The sequence below is a fragment of the Saccharopolyspora sp. NPDC002376 genome, from assembly GCF_053593195.1.
Map to the genome: position 1 here is coordinate 1 of NZ_JBSFBZ010000098.1, position 15,853 is coordinate 15,853.

The 15,853-nt window shown below is 68.6% G+C and carries 15 protein-coding genes; 5 read left to right on the plus strand and 10 right to left on the minus strand.

Annotation, left to right across the window (positions count from 1 at the left end; all coding sequences use genetic code 11):
- Positions 1–198: 198 nt before the first annotated feature.
- Positions 199–642: a nuclear transport factor 2 family protein gene (locus tag ACWCO2_RS35500; protein WP_450132186.1), complete on the plus strand. Its 444-nt coding sequence runs from the start codon at positions 199–201 to the stop codon at positions 640–642.
- Between the two features lie 334 nt (positions 643–976).
- On the opposite strand, the gene ACWCO2_RS35505 is transcribed toward ACWCO2_RS35500, so the two are convergent.
- Entirely contained in the window at positions 977–2,203 is a 1,227-nt protein-coding gene (locus ACWCO2_RS35505) for a cytochrome P450 (RefSeq protein ID WP_450132187.1), read from the minus strand.
- A gap of 206 nt (positions 2,204–2,409) precedes the next feature.
- Between ACWCO2_RS35505 and ACWCO2_RS35510 the strand changes: the two genes are divergently transcribed.
- Entirely contained in the window at positions 2,410–3,546 is a 1,137-nt protein-coding gene (locus tag ACWCO2_RS35510; RefSeq protein WP_450132188.1) for a steroid 3-ketoacyl-CoA thiolase, read from the plus strand.
- A gap of 42 nt (positions 3,547–3,588) precedes the next feature.
- Here the strand turns inward: ACWCO2_RS35510 and ACWCO2_RS35515 are convergent, their stop codons facing one another.
- The 9 genes from ACWCO2_RS35515 to ACWCO2_RS35555 form a co-directional block, all read right to left on the minus strand.
- Positions 3,589–4,233 (minus strand): formylglycine-generating enzyme family protein, encoded by a 645-nt coding sequence (locus tag ACWCO2_RS35515; RefSeq protein WP_450132189.1) that lies wholly within the window; start codon positions 4,231–4,233, stop codon positions 3,589–3,591.
- 211 nt (positions 4,234–4,444) lie between these two features.
- Positions 4,445–5,002 carry a 3-hydroxy-9,10-secoandrosta-1,3,5(10)-triene-9,17-dione monooxygenase reductase subunit gene (gene hsaB / locus ACWCO2_RS35520; protein WP_450132190.1) on the minus strand — a complete coding sequence of 186 codons (558 nt, stop codon included), beginning with the start codon at positions 5,000–5,002 and terminating at the stop codon, positions 4,445–4,447.
- The gene (hsaC, locus tag ACWCO2_RS35525) at positions 4,999–5,898 is read right to left on the minus strand and encodes an iron-dependent extradiol dioxygenase HsaC (RefSeq protein ID WP_450132191.1); all 900 of its coding nucleotides are present in this window, start codon (positions 5,896–5,898) and stop codon (positions 4,999–5,001) included. Before hsaC ends, hsaB begins: the two co-directional genes overlap by 4 nt.
- A 28-nt stretch (positions 5,899–5,926) precedes the next feature.
- Positions 5,927–6,784, minus strand: coding sequence for a 4,5:9,10-diseco-3-hydroxy-5,9,17-trioxoandrosta-1(10),2-diene-4-oate hydrolase (gene hsaD / locus ACWCO2_RS35530; protein WP_450132192.1), 858 nt, complete (start codon positions 6,782–6,784; stop codon positions 5,927–5,929).
- Complete coding sequence (hsaA, locus tag ACWCO2_RS35535) at positions 6,784–7,956, minus strand: 3-hydroxy-9,10-secoandrosta-1,3,5(10)-triene-9,17-dione monooxygenase oxygenase subunit (RefSeq protein WP_450132193.1); 1,173 nt, start codon at positions 7,954–7,956, stop codon at positions 6,784–6,786. The genes hsaD and hsaA overlap by 1 nt, the downstream gene beginning before the upstream one ends.
- A gap of 66 nt (positions 7,957–8,022) precedes the next feature.
- A complete protein-coding gene (gene dmpG, locus ACWCO2_RS35540; RefSeq protein ID WP_450132194.1) occupies positions 8,023–9,057 on the minus strand; it encodes a 4-hydroxy-2-oxovalerate aldolase in 1,035 nt (344 codons plus the stop codon).
- A complete protein-coding gene (locus ACWCO2_RS35545; protein ID WP_450132195.1) occupies positions 9,054–9,947 on the minus strand; it encodes an acetaldehyde dehydrogenase (acetylating) in 894 nt (297 codons plus the stop codon). Before ACWCO2_RS35545 ends, dmpG begins: the two co-directional genes overlap by 4 nt.
- A 181-nt stretch (positions 9,948–10,128) precedes the next feature.
- Positions 10,129–10,917 carry a 2-keto-4-pentenoate hydratase gene (locus ACWCO2_RS35550; protein ID WP_450132196.1) on the minus strand — a complete coding sequence of 263 codons (789 nt, stop codon included), beginning with the start codon at positions 10,915–10,917 and terminating at the stop codon, positions 10,129–10,131.
- On the minus strand, positions 10,904–12,499 hold the full coding sequence (locus ACWCO2_RS35555) for an FAD-binding protein (RefSeq protein WP_450132197.1): 1,596 nt from the start codon (positions 12,497–12,499) through the stop codon (positions 10,904–10,906). The genes ACWCO2_RS35550 and ACWCO2_RS35555 overlap by 14 nt, the downstream gene beginning before the upstream one ends.
- A 144-nt stretch (positions 12,500–12,643) precedes the next feature.
- On the opposite strand from ACWCO2_RS35555, the gene kstD reads away from it, so the two are divergent.
- The 3 genes from kstD to ACWCO2_RS35570 are packed head-to-tail and all read left to right on the plus strand — an operon-like array spanning position 12,644 to position 15,776.
- Positions 12,644–14,320, plus strand: a complete 1,677-nt coding sequence (gene kstD / locus ACWCO2_RS35560; protein WP_450132198.1) for a 3-oxosteroid 1-dehydrogenase — start codon at positions 12,644–12,646, stop codon at positions 14,318–14,320.
- Positions 14,317–15,453 carry a Rieske 2Fe-2S domain-containing protein gene (locus tag ACWCO2_RS35565; protein ID WP_450132199.1) on the plus strand — a complete coding sequence of 379 codons (1,137 nt, stop codon included), beginning with the start codon at positions 14,317–14,319 and terminating at the stop codon, positions 15,451–15,453. Before kstD ends, ACWCO2_RS35565 begins: the two co-directional genes overlap by 4 nt.
- Positions 15,453–15,776: a hypothetical protein gene (locus tag ACWCO2_RS35570; RefSeq protein ID WP_450132200.1), complete on the plus strand. Its 324-nt coding sequence runs from the start codon at positions 15,453–15,455 to the stop codon at positions 15,774–15,776. The genes ACWCO2_RS35565 and ACWCO2_RS35570 overlap by 1 nt, the downstream gene beginning before the upstream one ends.
- Positions 15,777–15,853: the final 77 nt, after the last annotated feature.

Genomic DNA, 15,853 nt, shown 5'->3' on the forward strand with positions numbered 1-15,853 from the left:
CGCGCAAGAACGATGGAGTCGTGATGAACGCAGGTTTTGAACGCGGCGCGCTGACCGTGCACCGCGAGCCCGCCGACCTGACGCGGGTCACCCTCAATTTCGCGCGAAATTGACCCATCCCCGGGTGAACGCCAGCGGCTGGACCTGGGGTTTCCGCTTGTTCGGCACGGAAATCACACCACCTGATCGGAGGAAGGCATGGTCGAGGGCGTGCACTGGTCGGCCAGCACCGAGCCGCATCCGGCTCGCGATGCGGCGTTGAAGTCGATGAGCGCAGTGACTCGCGGCGCGAAGGACGAGTGGGTTGCGCTGTTCGCGCCGGACGGCGTGGTGGAGGACCCGGTCGGCCCGTCGATCTTCGACCCGGACGGCTGCGGCCACCACGGCCACGACGGCATCGCGGCGTTCTGGGACCTCGCGATCGCCCAGGCCGACCGCATCGAGTTCCACATCCACGACTCCTTCGCCGCGGGCCGAGAGGTCGCCAACGTCGGCTGCATCTCGACGTTCCTCCCCGACGGCAACACCATGGACGCCGAAGGCGTTTTCGTCTACCACGTCGACGAATCAGGCCTGATCCGCTCCATGCGAGCCTTCTGGGAGTTCGACCGAGCCATGAAAACCCTCCGCCCAGCCGGTTAACCCCCGAACACCACCCGAGTGACCCCCAACCGGACCCAAAGTTCCACAGTTTCAATTGAAACTGTAAGCCCCACCCACAACGGATCACAGTTTCAATTGAAACTGTGACCCCCCGGCGTGTCGTACACCCGGCGTGTCGTACACCTGACACGGACAACTGTGGACAGGTCGCCCTGCCTGTGGAGAACTTCCGCAATTTCAATGGAAATTGGATGTCCAATTTCCATTGAAATCGCGTCAGTGGTCGGCGGCCGCAGCCGCGGTGCCCCAGTCTCTCGTGCCGCCGCGTGAGACGAGGCTGAAGGCCTCTGCGGAGGTCTTGCCGGGGCGTGGGTCAGGTGTACTGGACCTGGACTTCTTTGATTCCGTTGAGCCAGCCGGAGCGGAGGCGGCGGGGTTCGCCGAGGCGTTGGATGTTCGGCATGTGGTCGGCGATCGCGTTGAAGATCAGGTCGATCTCCAGGCGCGCCAGGTTCGCGCCGAGGCAGAAGTGGGCGCCGGTGCCGCCGAAGCCGACGTGCGGGTTCGGGTCTCGGGTGATGTCGAAGCGGTCCGGCTCGTCGAAGACGTCCGGGTCGAAGTTCGCCGAGCTGTAGAACAGCCCCACCCGCTGGCCCTTCTTGATCGGCACCCCGCTGAGCTCGGTGTCGGCCAGCGCGGTGCGCTGGAACGCCACCACCGGGGTCGCCCAGCGGACGATCTCATCTGCCGTGGTCTTCGGCCGCTCCCACTTGTACAGCTCCCACTGGTCCGGGTTGTCCAGGAACGCGAGCATGCCGTGGGTGATCGCGTTGCGGGTGGTCTCGTTGCCGGCCACCGCCAGCAGGATCACGAAGAATCCGAATTCGTCGGAGGTCAGCGCAGAGCCGTCGATGTCGGCCTGCACGAGCTTGGTCACGATGTCGTCCATCGGACAACCGCGCCGCTCCTCGGCCATGTTGGTGAAGTAGCCGAGCATCTCCGCGGCCGCGACCTCGGGCTGGATGTCGTACTCCGGGTCGTCGTAGCCGATCATCTGGTTGGACCAGTCGAAGATCTCCTTGCGGTGGTCCTGCGGCAGGCCGAGCAGTTCCGCGATCGCCTGCAGCGGTAGCTCGCAGGCCACGTCGGTGACGAAGTCCCCGCTGCCGTTCGCGCGGGCTTCAGTGACGATGTGCTGCGCCCGCTCCTTCAACGCCGCTTCGAGGCTCTTGATGGCCCGCGGGGTGAAGCCGCGCTGCACGATCTGGCGCAGCTTGGTGTGCTGCGGCGGGTCCATGTTGAGCATGATGAACCGCTGCATCTCGATCTGATCGCGGGTCATGCTGTCGTTGAACCGGATGATCGCGGTGTTCTCCCAGGTCGAGAACACGTCAGAGCGTCGGGATATCTCCTTGACGTCGGCGTGCCTGCTGACCACCCAGAAGCCGCCGTCGTCGAAGCCGCCGCACCGGTCGGGCTGGTCGTTCCACCACACCGGCGCGGTGTTGCGGAGCTCGGCGAACTCGGCCAGCGGTAGCCGTTCGGCGAGCAGATCGGGATCGGTGAAGTCGAAGCCCTCCGGAATGCGCGGTGCGACCACGGCTACCTCCTACGCGGGGAATCCGATCAAGAAATGAAACGAGTTCTATGCCAGAGAAGCACATCGCAAGCGCTCAGTAAACCCCCGTAACTCACGACGGATCGAGCAAGATTCGAAAACTTCGCACAATCCCCCTCGGAGAGCTTGTCGAGCAATAGAAACATGTTCTAATTTTGATCGACAATGCTGTTCGAAGGGAGGACCAGGTGGGCAACCCGGTGATCGTGGACGCCGTCCGCACCCCGATCGGCAAGCGCCGAGGCGCGCTCTCCGGACTGCACGCGGCCGAGATCCTCGGCGCGGCGCAACGCGGCCTGCTCGAACGCGCCGGTGTCGACGGCGCCGACGTGGACCAGGCGATCGGCGGCTGCGTGACCCAGGCCGGTGAGCAGTCGAACAACATCACCCGCACCGCGTGGCTGCACTCCGACCTGCCGCACCACGTCGGCTGCACCACGGTCGACGCCCAGTGCGGCTCGGCTCAGCAGGCCACCCACATGATCGCCGGGCTGATCGCCGCCGACGCCGTGCGCGTCGGAATCTCGTGCGGCGTCGAGGCGATGAGCCGGGTGCCGCTGCGCAGCAACCTCGGCGTGGACGTCGGCATGCCGCGGCCGGACTCGTGGGACATCGACCTGCCGAACCAGTACGAGGCCGCCGACCGGATCGCGGCCCGCCGCGGCCTGACCCGCGAGGACATCGACGCCTTCGGTCTGCGCTCCCAGGACCGCGCCGCAGCGGCGTGGCGGGAAGGGCGGTTCGACCGCGAGATCGTGCCGGTGCAGGTCCCCGACGGCGCCCCGGTCACCCGCGACGGAGGGCTGCGCGACACGAGCATGCAGGCCCTCGGCGGACTGAAACCCGTTCTCGCGGACGGGATTCACACGGCCGGCACGTCTTCGCAGATCTCCGACGGCGCCGCCGCGGTGCTGCTGGCCGACGCCGACCGCGCGGCCGAGCTCGGGCTTCGCCCCCGCGCCCGCATCGTCGCGCAGTGCCTGGTGGGCGGCGAGCCGTACTACCACCTGGACGGCCCGGTGCAGGCCACGCAGCGGGTGCTGGAGCTCAGCGGAATGAAGATCGGCGACATCGACCTCTTCGAGGTGAACGAAGCGTTCGCCTCGGTGGTGCTGTCGTGGGCCGCGGTGCACGAACCGGACATGGACCGGGTCAACGTCAACGGCGGCGCCATCGCCCTCGGCCACCCCGTCGGCAGCACCGGCGCCCGGCTGATCACCACGGCCCTGCACGAACTCGAGCGCCGTGACGCCACCACGGCCCTGATCACGATGTGCGCAGGCGGAGCGCTCGCCACCGCCACCATCATCGAACGCCTGCGCTGAGTCACCGTGAGCACTTTGGGCTGCTACAGCGCCCCAAAGTGCTTACGCGGCCCGGCGAGCCAGGCGGAACCCGAGGTCTTCGACGCGGAACGTCGGGTGACTCTTGCGGCGGCAGGAGGCTCGGCAACCGCGAGGCGGGTCGAACGCGCCGCCGCCGCGGAACACCCGGTACGGGCCGTAGACCGCGGGATCGTAGAGGTCCCAGCACCACTCCCAGACGTTGCCGATCATGTCGTGGAGGCCCCACGCGTTCGGCGCTTTGGTCGCGACTTCGTGCACCCGGTCCTCTGAGTTCCCGCGATACCAGGCGATCTCGTCCAGATCGCCGTAGCGGACCTCGGTGCTTCCCGCGCGGCACGCGTGCTCCCACTCCGCCTCGGTCGGGAGCCGGTAGCCGTCGGCCGTCCAGTCGCAGACCACGCCCGATCCGTCGGGATCGTCGTTCGTCGCGTAGCAAGGCGTGAGCCCCTCTTCCTGCGAAAGCAGGTTGCAGAACCGGATCGCCTCCAGCCACGACACCTCGGTCATCGGCGTTCGCGACGAAATCCTCGCTGCGCCGAGCACTACGCGGTAGAGCTCGCGGGTCACGGGATGCGTTGCCAGCAGGAAGGTTTCGACGTCGACCGGCCAGCTGGTCTTCGTCCCCTCGTCCCGCACGAAGACCCGGCCAGCGGGAACCTCGATCACGCCCGGGTGTCCAGGTCCGGCAACCGACCGCGGAGCAGCACTTGCGCATCGGCCAGTTCTTCCAGCACAACCACTTTCGTCCCCTACCTAGTGCAACCCGCCTTCGAACACAGCTTCGAAAACGCGCTCATCATAAGGTGCCGTCGTCACCCCAAGGATGGTCAACTTCGCGAGAAATTAGCACCACCCCGGGTGATGGAGCGCGGGGCGGCTACATCCAGTCGTCGGGATGGAGTCCGGTGAGGAAGGCTTCGAGGTCTGGTGGAGGGGGTTGGGATGTTGGGCCGAGGCCTGCGTAGGCGCCTCGGTAGAACAGCAGCGGGCGTTCCGCGGTGGTTTCGCCGAGACACGAGACGCGGCCGATGACGATGTAGTGGTCGCCCGCTTCGTGCACCGCCTCCACGGTGCAGTCGATCCAGGTCAGGGCTCCGTTGATGACCGGGGATCCTGATGGGGCGGGGTGCCAGGGCACGCCGGCGAACTTGTCCTCGCCGCTGCGGCCGAACACCGTGCTCACCGGCTGCTGCGACTCCGAAAGCACGTTGACGCAGAACCGTCCGGCGTGCTCCAGCGCCGACCAGGCGCGGGACGTGCGCGCGGGGCAGAACAGCACCAGCGGCGGGGCCAGGGACAGCGCGGCGAAGGACTGGCAGGCGAAACCGACCGGCCGCTCCCCGTCCACCCCGGTGATCACCACGACCCCGGTGCCGAAGTGCCCCAGCACCCGTCGGAACGCGGCCTGGTCCACCGCGACCTGCCCGACGCTCACCGGGCACCGACGCTGAAGTCGTGTCCCCACAGGCTGACCGCGGTGCTCTCGCGCGCGATCCAGTCCTCGTCGTCGACCTGCCGGCCTTCGCAGCCGAACTCGACGTCGAATCCGCCGGGAGTCTTCATGTAGAACGACAGCATCAGGTCGTTGACGTGCCGTCCCAGCGTCGCCGACAGCGGCACCTTCCGCCGCTGCGCCCGGTCCAGTGCCAGCCCCACGTCGTCGACGTCGGCGACCTCGACCATCAGGTGCACGATCCCACTGGGCGTGGGCATCGGCAGGAACGCCAGGCTGTGGTGACGCGGGTTGCAGCCGAAGAACCGCAGCCACGCCGGGTCACCGTCGGACGGGCGGCCGACCAGTTCCGGGGCCAGTCGCATCGAGTCGCGCAGCCGGAATCCCAGCACGTCTCGATAGAAGCGCAGCGCGGCCTCGTCGTCGTGGGTGGACAGCACTACGTGCCCGAGCCCCTGCTCCTCGGTGACGAACCGGTGTCCGTAGGGGCTGACGACGCGGCGGTGCTGCAACGCTACCCCGTGGAAGACCTCCAGTCCGTTGCCGGACGGGTCGGCGAACCGGATCAGCCCGTTGACCCGCCGATCCGCCAGTTCTTCAGCGGTGCCTTCCTCGTACGGGACGCCTGCCGCGTCGAGCCGCTGCTTGACCTCGTCGAACTCCGCCTCGGTGGCGACCTCCCAACCGGCGGACTCCAGCCGGTCCTGCTCCCCCGGCAGGATCACCAGCCGGGCCGGGAAGTCGTCCATCCGCAGGTAGAGCGCGTCCGGGTTGGATCCGCTGCCTTCGACCATGCCGAGCACTTTCAACCCGTACACGCGCCACGCTTCGACGTCGGTGGCTTCGATGCGCAGGTAGCCGAGCGAACGAATGCCCACGGCGGGCCTCCTCCCACGTGCCAGGGCTTCAGTCGAGCAGGAAGTCCCTGGCGATCCGGTTGAATTCGGCGAACTTCTCCAGCTGCGCCCAGTGCCCGCAGCGACCGAACACGTGCAGCTGCGCGCGGGGGATCAACTTGAGTCCGAGCAACGCGCCGTCCAGGGGGTTCACCCGGTCCTCCCGACCCCAGACCAGCAGGACGCGCTGCCGCAGCCGGTGCGCTTCCCGCCAGAGCAGGCCTTCTTCGAAGGTGTCCGGCTGCATGAACGACGCACCCATCGCGCGCATCGCGGCCAGCGACTCCGGCGCGGACGCGGCGGCGAAACGCTCCTCGACGAGCTCGTCGGTGATCAGCGACTGGTCGTAGACCATCGTCCGCAAGAAGTCCGCGAGCTTCTCCTTGCTCGGCCCCGGCGGTGCGCCGAACACGCTGAGCTTGCGCACGCCTTCGGTGGGATCGGGCGCGAACACGTTCAGACTCAATCCACCCGGACCCATCAGGACCAGTCGTCCGGCGCGGTCCGGGTTGTTGAGCGCGAAGCGGACCGCAGTGCCGCCACCCAACGAGTTCCCCAGCAGGTGCGCGCGTTCGACACCGATCTCATTGAGCAGTTCGAGCAGCGCCGATGCGCTGTGGGTGAAGTACTGGCCGTGCTCGGTGGGCTTGTCCGAGCGCCCGAAGCCGGGCTGATCCACCGCGACGACGTGGAAGCGCTCGGCGAAAACCGGGATGTTGCGGGCGAAGTTGCTCCACGACGAGGCGCCGGGACCACCGCCGTGCAGCATGACCACAGTGGACTGATCCGGATCACCGGCCTCGTGGTAGTGCAAGGTCAGCCCGGACGGCAGCTTCGCGGTGCGGCTCGTGCTGTCGAAAGTGACCATCAGACCATCGTGTCCTTCACTGGCTGGCCGAATTCTCCGGTACCGAACATCAGGTAAGCGCGTTCCAGGTCGTTGGCGGCGTGCACGCGGCCGGCGTGGGCGTCGCGCCAGAAGCGCTGGATCGGGGTTCCCGACCACAGCGCGCGTCCGCCGGAGTTCTCGAAGAGCCGGTCCACCGCCGAGATCGCCCGCGCGGTACCCCGCACCTGGTCACGACGAGCGCGCAGCCGCAGCGAGAACGGGATCTCCTCACCGGCCTTGGCCAGCTCGTACTCCTCGGACAGGTTGTGGGTCAGCTGAAGCCAGGCCGCGTCGATCTCGCTGGCCGCTTCGGCGATCCGCACCTTGGCGAACGGGTCCTCCTTGACCTTCTCCCCCGCGAACGCCGCCCGGACGCGCTTGACCTGGTGCTCCACGTGCGCGTCGTAAGCGCCCTGGGCCATGCCGATGATCGGCGCGGTGATGGTCGACGGGTGCACCGTCCCCCACGGCATCCGGTACAGCGGCGAGGTGTTGATCTCCTGGCCGGGGCACTTGTTCCGCGACATCGCGATGAAGCTCAGCACCCGGTGCTGCGGGATGAACGCGTTCTCCACCACGACGTCGTTGCTGCCGGTGCCGCGCAGACCGACGGTGTCCCAGACGTCCTCGATCCGGTAGTCACCGCGCGGCAGCAGGTAGGTGCAGAAGTCCACCGGCTTGCCGTCACCGTCCTCGACCGGGCCGCCGACGAACACCCACGAGGCGTGGTCGCAGCCGGAGGAGAAGCTCCAGCGCCCGTTCAGCAGGTAGCCGCCGTCGACGATCTTCGCCTTGCCCATCGGCGCGTAGGACGAGGAGATGCGGGTGTTCGGGTCCTTGCCCCAGACGTCGTCCTGCGCCTCCTGCGGGAAAAGCGCCAGGTGCCACGGGTGCACCCCGAGGATCGAGGCGACCCATCCCGTGGATCCGCAGGCGCTGCCAAGGAGTTTGACCGCGGTGTAGAACTCCAGCGGGTCGGCCTCGCAGCCGCCGTAGCGCTCCGGTTGCAGCAGCGAGAAGAACCCGATCTCCTGCAGGTCCGCTATGGTCTCGTCCGGGATTCTGCGCAGTTCCTCGGCTCGCTGCGCCCGTTCCCGCAGGTCGGGCAGCAGTCCCCGCACCCGTTCCACGACTGCTCGACTGTCCTTCATCGGCGCTCCGTTTCCGCATCTCGTTACCTTCGTGAGCACTTCGGGGTGCTATAGCGCCCCAAACACTCACGAGCGCTTGAGCTCCAGCGCGATGTCGATGAGCTGGTCTTCCTGGCCGCCGACGAGCTTTCGCTCGCCTGCCTTCACCAGCAGTTCCGCCTCGCTGACGCCGTAGCGCTCAGCTTGGCGGGCGGCGTGCTTGAGGAAGCTGGAGTACACCCCGGCGTAGCCCATCATCAGCGCCGAGCGATCCAGCAGGCATTCCTCCGGCATGGCAGGGCGCACCACGTCCTCAGCGGCGTCGGCGATGGCGAAGAAGTCGACGCCCGTGCGAATGCCGAGCTTGTCGCACACCCCGACGAACGCCTCGACCGGCGTGTTGCCCGCCCCGGCGCCGAAACGCCTTGCGCTGCCGTCGATCTGCACCGCGCCGGCACGCGCCGCGGCCACCGAGTTTGCCACCGCGACACCGAGGTTCTCGTGCCCGTGGAACCCGACCTGCGCCTGGCCACCTACCTCCGCGACTAGCGCGGAGACCCGCTCGGCGACCTGCTCCAGCACCAGGGCGCCGGCCGAGTCCACGACGTAGACGCACTGGCAGCCCGCGTCGACCATGATCCGCGCCTGCTTGGCCAGCACCTCCGGTGGCTGCGAGTGCGCCATCATCAGGAACCCGACGGTTTCCAGGCCGAGCTGGCGGGCCAGGCCGAAGTGCTGCTCCGACACGTCGGCTTCGGTGCAGTGGGTGGCGATCCGGCACACCGACGCGCCGTTGTCGCGGGCGACGACGATGTCGTCCTTGACCCCGACGCCGGGCAGCATCAGCACCGCGATCTTGGCCCGCTGCGCGGTTTCCGCGGCGATGGTGATGAGTTCCTGCTCCGGCGTGCGGGAGAAGCCGTAGTTGAACGACGAGCCGCCGAGCCCGTCACCGTGGGTCACCTCGATCACCGGAACGCCCGCGCCGTCCAGCGCCGCGACGATGTCACGCACTTCGGTCGCGGTGAACTGGTGGCGCTTGTGGTGCGAGCCGTCGCGCAACGAGGTGTCGGTGATGCGCAGATCGAGCGCGTCGGAGTAGGTGCTGGGCAGACCGGTCATCGCACTGCCTCCTTCTGCACGAGCTGCTCGCCCACCCGCACCGCGGCGGCGGTCATGATGTCGAGATTTCCCGAGTACGGCGGCAAGAAGTCGCCCGCGCCCTCGACCTCCACGAAGATCGCCACCCGCGCCTTGCCGCCGGTGGCCGCGGACGGCGGGTCGAACTGCGGCTCCACCAGCATCCGGTAACCGGGCACGTACTCGGCGATCTCGGCGGCCATCTTCTCGATGGAGGCGGCGATCGCGTCGGTGTCGGCGTCGGCGGGGATCGCGCAGAAGATGGTGTCGCGCATGATCACCGGCGGGTCGGCCGGGTTGAGCACGATGATCGCCTTGCCGCGCTGCGCCCCGCCCAGCACCTCGATCCCGGTGCTGGTGGTGCGGGTGAACTCGTCGATGTTGGCGCGGGTGCCCGGTCCGGCCGACACCGATGCCACCGAAGCGACGATCTCGGCGTACTCGACGGGCACCACCCGCGAGACCGCGTGCACCATCGGGATGGTGGCCTGGCCGCCGCAGGTGATCAGGTTGACGTTCGGCGCGTCGAGGTGCTGGCCGAGGTTCACCGGCGGCACCACGTACGGCCCGATCGCGGCCGGGGTGAGGTCGACGGCGCGGATGCCGGCTTCGGCGTAGCGGGGCGCGTTGGCCCGGTGCACGCCCGCCGAGGTGGCTTCGAAGACGACGTCGGGCCGGTGGTTGTCCAGCAGCCAGTCCACGCCTTCCGCGCTGGCTTCCACGCCCAGGTCCGCGGCCCGGCGCAGCCCGGCGCTGGCCGGATCGATGCCGATCATCCACCTGGGCTCGATGTGCGCGGACCGGCTCAGCTTGTACAACAGGTCGGTCCCGATGTTCCCCGACCCGACGATCGCCGCAGTCCTCTTGCTCATCGCACCTCCTTCCCTCGAACTCCACTGCTTGCTCCGTCACCCCCGGGGTGGTCAATTTCGCGAGAAATTGGCACCACCCCCACTGCTGGGTGACCCTCCGCCACGCCTGAGTTGGTCAATTTCGCGAGAAATTGACCGTCACCCGGGTGAACGTCAATTTCTCGCGAAATTGGCACCCCGCTCACGACCGGAACTCCAGGGACGCGGAGCCGAGGTCGGTTCCTGCGGACTGGAAGTCGGCTCGGAAGGTGTCGCCTGGGGTGACGTCGATGGCTCTGGTGCAAGAGCCGGGGAGCACGACGTTCCCGGCTCGGACGCGGACGCCGAAGGCGGACACCTTGCGGGCCAGCCAAGCCACCGCCGTCGCCGGATTGCCCAGCACCGCGTCGGATCGGCCGCGCTCGACGGGGTCACCGTTGCGCAGCAGCGTCGCGTCGATCGCGCGGAGGTCGACGTCGCCGGGCTCGATGCGGGCCGCGCCGAGCACGAAGCCGGCCGATGAGGCGTTGTCGGCGATGGTGTCCACCAGGCTGATCCGCCAGTCCGCGATCCGGCTGTCGATCAGCTCGATCGCCGGGACCAGCGCCTCGGTGCCCGCCAGCACGTCTGCCTCGGTGCACTCGGCGGGCAGGTCCTCGCCGAGCACGAAGCCGACCTCGACCTCCACCCGGGGCACGCAGTAGCGCCCGGCGTCGACGGGTTCGCCCTCCCACAGCCGCATGCTCGACAGCAGGTGCCCGTAGTCGGGTTCGGAGACGCCCATCATCTGCTGCATGACCGGCGAGGTCAGGCCGACCTTGTGACCCAGCACCGGTTCGTCGCGGCGCTGCACGTTGAGCAGCTGGACCTGATAGGCGTCCACCGCGTCGAGCTGCGGGTGCGTTTCCACCAGCGGTGGGATCGGCGCGCGGTGGACCTCGGCGTCCCACAAGCGCTGCGCGATCTCGGTGCGCGTCTCAACTGTCAGCATCGGTCAGCTCCTTCACCGAGTGGACTCCGGCGCGGCGGCCGGAGAAGACGCAGTCGGCCAGGGAAAGCCCGCTGATGTAGGAGTTCGAGCAGATCCCGACCGCCGACCGCCCGGCCGCGTACAGCCCCGCTACCGGGCCGCCGCGTTCGTCGAGCACCTGCCCGGTGTCCTCGTCGACGCGCAAGCCGCCGAGGGTCAGAACCGGGCACGGGTAGGCCGTGCTGGGCCGCACCGAGACATCCAGCAGCGAGTACGGCGGCTGGTCCACGGCCCGCACGAAGTCCGCTGGTTTCCCAGCCGGGTCTGGCTTTCCCGCCCGGGCCGCGTCGTTGTGCGCGTCCACAGTGGCCTGAAGATGTCCTGGATCGACGCCCGCTTTTCGCGCCACCACGTCGATCGTGTCGCCGGTTACCGCAGTGGCCAGCAGGTATTCCGCCTGTATCCGCTGGAACCACACCGTTTGGCTGCGCACCTGGTGCTTCGCTTGGCGCCGCAGGTCCCGGTCGACGAGCAGCCAGCCGCGTCCGCCGTGCTCCTCCACGATCGCTTGGCCGTGCGCCGCACCGTAGCGGGATTCGTCGCCGATGCGCGATCCGTGCTGGTCGACCAGCAGCCCGGACAGCAGCGCGCTCGGCGGCGTGATGAACCGCCACGCGGACACCCGGTCAAGCTTGTCCGGCACCCCGCCGACGCTCTCCCCCAGCCGGATTCCGCTGCCGTCGTCGCCTTGCGTGCCCAGTGGCAGCCCGGCGCGGTAGGCGGGCGCTTGGCGGCGCATCATCTCCCGGTTCGACACGAAACCACCGGCCGCGATGATCACCGCACGGTCGGCGTGGATCCGCAGCGGTTCCGCGCGGCGCTCCAAGCGCTCGGCGCGCCGGTGCAACTTCCGGGCCAGTTTCGGCACGTAGAGACCGGGTTTCGCCGCCACCCGGCTCACCACTCGATGCTCGCGTGCCGCAGTTCCGCGCAGCCGCTCGCATTCCACCGCGCAGACCCGCCCATCAGCGTCGACGATGAGCTCCGTCGCCCGCGTCTGCGTCAACACCTGCACACCAGCTCGCCGCACCTCCGCGGCCAGTGCGTTGAAGAGCACTTTCCCCGACTTGCCCCGACCTTTGGCGCGGTGGCCGCGCGGGGCCGGAGGCGCGACGTCGCGGAATCCGCCGGAGGCTTCGCTGCCCGAGTAGTAGAGGTAGTGCTGGTTGCTCGGGTAGGAGGTCTTGTACGGGCACAGGCTGCCCTCGAACGGCACGCCGTGCTGCGCCAACCAGTTGATCATCTCGGTGCTGCCTTCGCAGAACCGGAGCAGGGCGCGCTCCGAGACCGCGTCGCCGACCTCCTGCCGCAGGTAGGCGAACATCGCCTCGGGCGAATCGGACACCCCGGCCGCGCGCTGCTCCCGCGTGCCGCCGCCGGCGTAGACCACACCGCCGGACAACGCGCTCGCGCCGCCACCGCCGAACCGGTCGAGCACCACCACCCGGGCCCCGGCGTGCGCCGCTTCCAGCGCCGCGCAAGCCCCGGCCGCGCCGAAGCCGATGATCACCACATCGGCGTGCAACGTGCTGCGCTGAGCCATCGCATCCTCACCAGTTTGAAACAGGTTCTCTTCACGGCTTCGAGCGAACAACTGCTTGATTTCTGGCTACACCATAGCGCCACTGGTGCAGAAATCTATAACATGTTTCAGTATTGATCGCGAGGCTGAGCGCGAGGAGGGGCGATGACCGCAGACAGGTTCGACGTCGTGGTGGTCGGCAGCGGAGCCGCGGGCATGGCGGCGGCGCTGACCGCAGCGCTGCACGGGCTCGACGCGGTGGTCGTGGAGAAGGCCGCCAAGTTCGGCGGATCCACGGCCCGGTCCGGCGGCGGCGTGTGGATACCCAACAACCACGTCCTGGCCGCCGCGGGCATCACCGACACACCCGAGGCAGCACGCAGCTACCTCGCTCACATCGTCGGCGACGCGGTCAGCGCCGAGCGGCAGGAGGCGTTCCTGGACGCCGGGCCGCGGATGCTCGCCGAGCTGCTGCCGCGCACGCCGCTGCGCATGCACTGGGTGACCGACTACGCCGACTACTACCCGGAAGCCCCCGGCGGCCGGGTCGGCGGACGGTCCATCGAACCGGCGCCGCTGGACGGCCGGATCCTCGGCGACCTGCTCCCCGACCTCGAACGCGGCTACCGCAAGGCACCGGCGAACCTGGTCATCACCCAGGCAGACTTCCGCTGGCTCAACCTGCTAGCCCGCCACCCACGCGGGCCCCTGCGCGCGGTGCGCGTCGGGCTGCGCTGGCTACTGGCCCGAGCCCGCCGCAAGCACCTGCTCGGCCTGGGCCAGGCGTTGACCGCCGGGCTGCGGGTCGGGCTGCGCGACGCAGGTGTCCCGGTGTTGCTGAACACGCCGCTGGTCGAGTTGGAGCAGGAAGACGGCCGGGTCACCGGTGTCGTCGTAGAGCGCGACGGCGAGCGCCGGACGCTGGCGGCGCGACGCGGAATCGTGCTGGCAGCAGGCGGTTTCGAGCACAACGAGGTGTTGCGCAAGCAGCACCAGCGCGATCCGATCGGCACCCAGTGGACCGTCGGCGCCAAGGCCAACACCGGCGATGCCATCCTCGCCGCGCAACGGCTCGGAGCGGCCGTGGAGCTGATGGACGACGCCTGGTGGGGGCCGTCGGTGCCGCTGCCCGGCGGTCCGTGGTTCTGCCTCGCCGAGCGCACCCTGCCGGGCTGCATCCTGGTCAACGGTGCAGGTGAGCGCTTCGTCAACGAGGCCGCACCCTACGTCGACGCGGTGCACGCGATGTACGGCTCCGGCGACGGGCCGGCGCAGAACATGCCGACCTGGCTGATCGCCGACCAGCGCTACCGGAACCGGTACATGTTCGCCGGGCTCGGCCCGCGGCAGCCGTTCCCTGGACACTGGTACAAGCACGGCGCCATCCACCGCGCCACCACCATCGACGAGCTGGCCTCGCGCATCGACGTTCCGGCCGACGCGTTGCGCAGCACTGTTGAGCGGTTCAACGGGTTCGCGCACAGCGGTGTCGATGCCGATTTCCAGCGCGGCGCGAGCGGATACGACCGCTACTACGGCGATCCGACCAACAAGCCGAACCCCAGCCTGGCCGCTCTGGAGGTCGCGCCGTTCTACGCGGTGAAGATCGTGCCGGGCGACCTCGGAACCAAGGGCGGGCTGCGCACCGACGTGCACGCGCGCGTGCTGCGCGAGGACGGTACGCCCATCGACGGGCTCTACGCGGCGGGCAACACCAGCTCCGCCGTGATGGGCCACACCTACGCCGGACCGGGCGCAACGCTCGGACCTGCGATGACGTTCGGATATCTCGCCGCCCGGCACCTGGCATCCGGCGCGGAACGAGCGGGAGGGACGAGATGACCGCGGCAAGCAACGACGAGGTTCGCACCATTGACGTCGGCACGCCACCCACCAGGTTCGCGCGCGGCTGGCACTGCCTCGGCCTGGCCGAGCAGTACAAGGACGGCCAGCCGCACGCGGTGGAGGCCTTCGGCACGAAACTCGTCGTGTTCCAAAGTGAAGACGGCGAGCTCAACGTTCTCGACGCGTACTGCCGGCACATGGGCGGCGACCTCAGCCAAGGCACCGTGAAGGGCAACGCGATCGCCTGCCCGTTCCACGACTGGCGCTGGTCCGGCAACGGTCGCTGCGCGGAAATCCCTTACGCCAAGCGGATTCCGCTGCGGGCGCGCACCCGCGCGTGGCTGGCGATGGAGCGCAACAAGCAGCTGTTCGTGTGGAACGACCCGCAGGGCAACCCGCCTCCAGCGCACGTGACGATCCCGGAGCTGCCGGAGGTGGACTCCGGCGAGTGGAGCAACTGGACCTGGGACTCGGTGCGCATCGAGGGCTCGAACTGCCGCGAGATCGTGGACAACGTGGTGGACATGGCGCACTTCTTCTACATCCACTTCGCGTTCCCGACCTACTTCAAGAACGTCTTCGAAGGCCACGTCGCCAGCCAGTACCTGACCACCAAGGGCCGGCCCGACATCGGCGCGGGCAGCTACTCCGGCAGCGAGAACGTGGTCCGCTCGGAGGCCTCGTACTACGGGCCGTCGTACATGATCGACCGGCTGTGGAACGAGTACAAGGGCTTCACCATCGAGACGATCCTGATCAACTGCCACTACCCGATCAGCGCGGACTCCTTCGTGCTGCAGTGGGGTGTGCTGGTCAAGAAGCTGCCCGGGCTCTCCGACGAGGACGCCGACAAGCTGGCGGCCAAGATCGCCAAGAACACCGGCGTCGGATTCCTGCAGGACGTGGAGATCTGGCGGAACAAGACCCGCATCGACAACCCGCTGCTGTGCGAGGAGGACGGCCCGGTGTACCAGCTGCGCCGCTGGTACGACCAGTTCTACGTGGACGCCGAGGAGGTCACCGACGACATGGTGGCGCGCTTCGAGTTCGAAGTGGACACCACCCGGGCCAACGAGGTGTGGGAGCGCGAGGTCGCGGAGAACCTGGCGCGCAAGGAGGCGCAGAGCTGATGTCCACCTGGGCCAAGGCACCCGACCTCGCCGACCGGCCGCACCAGCGCGCCGCCGTCCGCGAGGGCACGGCCGACGACCGGGACTTGTACCTGCGCGAAGGCCTGTGCCCGGTCCAGTGCGAGCGGTGCGCGGCGTGGGTGCTGGCGAAGAAGAACAGCCCGCAGCACACCAGCGTCCAGTGGAGCGCCGAGAGCACCCAGCAATGCGCGGAGTTCGCCTCCCGGCCCGCTGGCAAGCCCACGGAATCCTGCCCTGACCTGCGACGCAGCATCGCAGTAGCCGCCCACGACGGTCAGTTGGGCGCGTCCGACCGGTCGTGAGTGCGTAGCAGTGAGCCAGGATCAAGATGCGGTCGGCCAGCTTCTCCACCTCGTCCAGGTCGTGCGTGGTGAGCAGG